Raw genomic sequence first — 2,980 nt, forward strand, 5'->3', positions numbered from 1 at the left:
GCCCACGTATGGCTTGCTTGGGCCAATACAAAAATCGCACTGAAGCAGTTTCTTGCTGAAGCCGATGTGCCCGTCAGATTCCAAGGCAACGCCGATGCGTTGCAAATGATGGCAATCAGCTTTCACGATGCGGGGGACCGAGCGTTGTCCCTCGCTTATGCTGACCGAGCTCTACGTGCGGATGGTGCGGGCTTCTACACGTGGAGCAACGTCCTTTTTATTGCCACAGACTTCGCCAGTAAGGACCCGTTTCTGGCCTCAATGGGACTACTGCCGCCAGAGGTCGAGTGTACGTTGCGCGCCGTATGTGAATGTTTTGAGCCACGCGATGAAAAACTCTGGCGCAAGGAAATCGGCGCACTAGTATCGGACGCAGCCGCGAACCTTGCGGTTGGAAGACTACTGCTCGGGGACGCGTCGGCTTGCTTGAAGATTTGTGAGGAAGCGGAGGTATTTGGTGAGTCTTCGTTGAAGCTTGCGGCTCCGCGCATATACGCATATCACGAACTGGGCGACCTCCAGAGAGTTGTAGAGGTTGGGGCGCCTCACCTGAAAGAGATTCATATCTCGGCGCAGATGATGGTCGGCGAGTCGGCCGCCATTCTCGGAATGCCCGAGTTGGTACGGGATATCACGGAATCCCCTGCTGTGGTATCTGATTGCGACGCGGCGAAAACCGCTCAGGCATTAATGTGGATTGCACTTCGAAACAGTGGCGACAGTTCGTCAGTCGCTGAATTGCTCGATAAGCATGATTTCGAGGCGGAGACCGCGCCCATTCTACTCAACGCTGCTGTCCGAATTTATCTGGCGATTGGACGGCCGGAGAAAGCTGCGATTTTAGGAGAGAAGCTCGTCGCTTTGGTAACGACGACCTCGGCTCAGCCTGTGAAGATTCAGGCTGCCGATACGCTTACTCTGCTTGGGGACTGCAAGGCGGCGATATCGCTGCTGACATCGATTCCGAATGTCAATCTCAGTCGTGGGTTGCAAACACGCCTACTGGAGGCATACGCAAAAGGCGGTTACCGCGCGAAGGCTCGGTCCATCATGGATAGTGCTCCCGCAGATTGGTTCGAGGACGACGCCTTCGTCGGCATGGCAGTCCTGGCCGCGCAGCAGGCGAATGATTGGCACCGGTTAAAGCCACTGGCCTTGCGACAAAGGGACCGTTGTCCTACCGACGCTCGCGCCTGGGAGTTTTGGTATCGCGTCGCACTCCAGACCTTGCGGCCGGCAGAAATCCGGAGCGCGTTTGGCGAGGCCCCGCTGGAACTAAGCGGTGAGCCCAAGATTATCCGCAGGGTGGCGTTGGCTGAAATTCAATACGGTGACCGTGACCTCGGTATGCGTCGGTTGTATCGATTGTTTAGATGTAACCTCGACAACGCGAACGTTGCGGCGGGTTTCATCACCGCCCTGCTCACTGCCGATGACATTCCATGGGGCGCGACACCTACAGCCGTTTCTGCGGGTGTTGCGGCCACACTGCTGCGAGAAGATGGGTCGCCGTTCACCGTTGTAATTGACCCTGCAGACGTCGGTACTCTTCCGCAGGCACAGAATTACTTCCCTCATGACTCTGCGTTTGCTGCGAACTTTATCGACAAGAGGGTTGGCGAGACGGTGACCATTCGGCATCAGATGGGAGAAGAGACCACCTATCGCGTTGCTTCATTGATGCCCGCCTCTAGGCATCTGCTCGGGTACGCGCACGAGCTAACCGAAAAGACTGTAGAACCCATTCCGGGCTACCTGACTATGTCTGTAAAGAACGACGACGGCAGCATAGACATGTCTCGGATTCACTCACAGTTGAAACGACAGTCGGGAGGGGCGGACCTAGTCATCGATGGCTACAGGCAGGGTCGCCTTACCGTAGGCCTTTGTGCGCAGTTGCTTGGACGTTCGCCAGTGGACCTTATATTGTCCTGGGGGGCGAGCCAGCCGCCTTTGGTCGTTGCCGAGGGACGCGTCACTGGTGGGCTTGAGCGGTCAAATCCACTCGGGTCGAGTTCGTCGTGCGTGCTGGATTGCATCACGCTGGTCGAATTGGGCCTATTTAAGGCTCTGTCGGTTCTCGGCTTTTTGCCACATCCGATTGTTTCGCAACGTGCCTATGATTTGCTGCTTATAGCCATGGAGGGGGCAAAAAATGAGCGCTCGATAGGCCGAGCCGGGGAAGTAGACGGGAAGCTTACGGTAGTTCGGTACACTCCCGAAGACCGGCAGCAAAGAGTGGCCATGCTGACGGCAATTGTCGAGTCGGTCCAGCGCTACTGTGAAGTCGCGCCCGCGTACGGCCCCGCCGAAGTGCCTTGCAATTTCTTAGAGTTTAAAGAGGTTCTGGACGCGGAATCGTACGATGCTATCGCGCTTTGCCTCGAAAAAAATGCGGCGCTCGTATCCATCGATGCGCGATTGCGCGCATTGGCTTTGAGTGGGTTCAAGGTGTCGTCCGTGGCACCGCTGGCCGTTATTGCGCACGCGGCTCAGACTGGGCCGCGCTCGCTTGCAGAGCACCGCCAGTATCTGATGCTGTCGCTTCTCGCGAACCGAACCTACATCTCCATCGCGCCATATGACTTCCTATGGATGCTGTCACAGGCCGGCTATTCGAGCGTTGTCCTCGACGCCTGGGTCGAAGTGATTGCAAGTCAGAACACGTTATTCGATTCTGCTGTCAACGTAGTTTGCGGCGTTTTCAGTTTGCTTCACGAGCTGGACTTTCAGTTCGGTGCATTGGCACACGTTGTCGAACATCTCGCCTCAGCAATTTACCGACATCCGGAATTTCGCTCAGTGGCCCGTTCCACCGACGCCAGAATGCGTAGAGCGCTACGGCACACAGTAGAACAGGTTTACGAAGCTACCCCATGGCACCCGACGCTTACCGCCGCACTACGCAAGAAAGCAGAGGAGCTGTCCCAGTTCATCGCCGTGTCGCATTCTCGCGCGAAAGACGCAGCGGAGGCGAAAG

Annotated in this window: 1 protein-coding gene; it reads left to right on the plus strand. The window is 56.6% G+C overall.

The window, feature by feature from the left end; all coding sequences use genetic code 11:
• Window positions 1–2,980: hypothetical protein (locus ACFTWP_RS41265; RefSeq protein ID WP_380270329.1), on the plus strand; the 2,980-nt coding region annotated here is incomplete at both ends.

Source organism: Kitasatospora sp. NPDC057015, from assembly GCF_042673745.1.
GTDB lineage: Bacteria > Actinomycetota > Actinomycetes > Streptomycetales > Streptomycetaceae > Kitasatospora.